The 651-nt window shown below is 41.2% G+C and carries 1 protein-coding gene; it reads right to left on the bottom strand.

Annotated elements, in window-relative coordinates; translation table 11 throughout:
• Positions 1 to 651, bottom strand: a 651-nt coding sequence (locus A9267_RS17035) for an IS110 family transposase (RefSeq protein WP_065110080.1), incomplete at both ends; no start/stop codon positions are given.

Below are 651 nucleotides of genomic sequence, written 5' to 3'. Positions count from 1 at the left end.
TTTTCCGGCTGCGACTAAACGTTGGTAAGTTGCTTTGAAAACAGGATTTGATTGTATGGCTGACATCATTGCCATATACAAAACTGTCCTGACCTGATGCCGTCCACCTTGTATCTTTCTTTGGCCTTTGAAGCGACCACTTTCCTTATTCATTGGTGCAACACCAACTAATGAACTCGCTTCTTTATTATTAATATATCCGAGTTCTGGTAGGTTACTGATAATTGAAGCTGCGGCTATTTTACCTATCCCTTTCATGCTTTGTAGAATGACATTTTTGGCTTGGTAGTCGGGGTTGGACTCGATGAGTTTAACTATTTTAGTTTCTATCTTTTCTATCTGATTTTTAAATACAGTTAAGATAGGTTTGATGGTCATCGCAAGTTCTTTCGGCAGAATTTGCAGCCTGTTCTTCTCCATCGTTTGCATCGCCATAATTTGATTACGTCTTGAGACTAAATCGCTCATAGCCTGCATGATGTCAGGCTTTAAAGTAGATAGCTTAGGCTTAATCGCATCGCCATAGTGGGCGATGAGCTGCGCATCGAGCTTGTCTGTTTTAGCTTTTTGACCAATGGCACCAGCAAATCGTTTTATGTGTATTGGGTTCGCAATAACGAAGGGAAGGTTTGCTTCAGGGTTTGCTTCAGC

It is taken from the genome of Shewanella sp. UCD-FRSSP16_17 (genome assembly GCF_001675935.1).
GTDB lineage: Bacteria > Pseudomonadota > Gammaproteobacteria > Enterobacterales > Shewanellaceae > Shewanella > Shewanella japonica.
The sequence above is the reverse complement of the archived record's forward strand: the minus strand, read 5'-3'. Positions and strand labels throughout refer to the sequence as shown.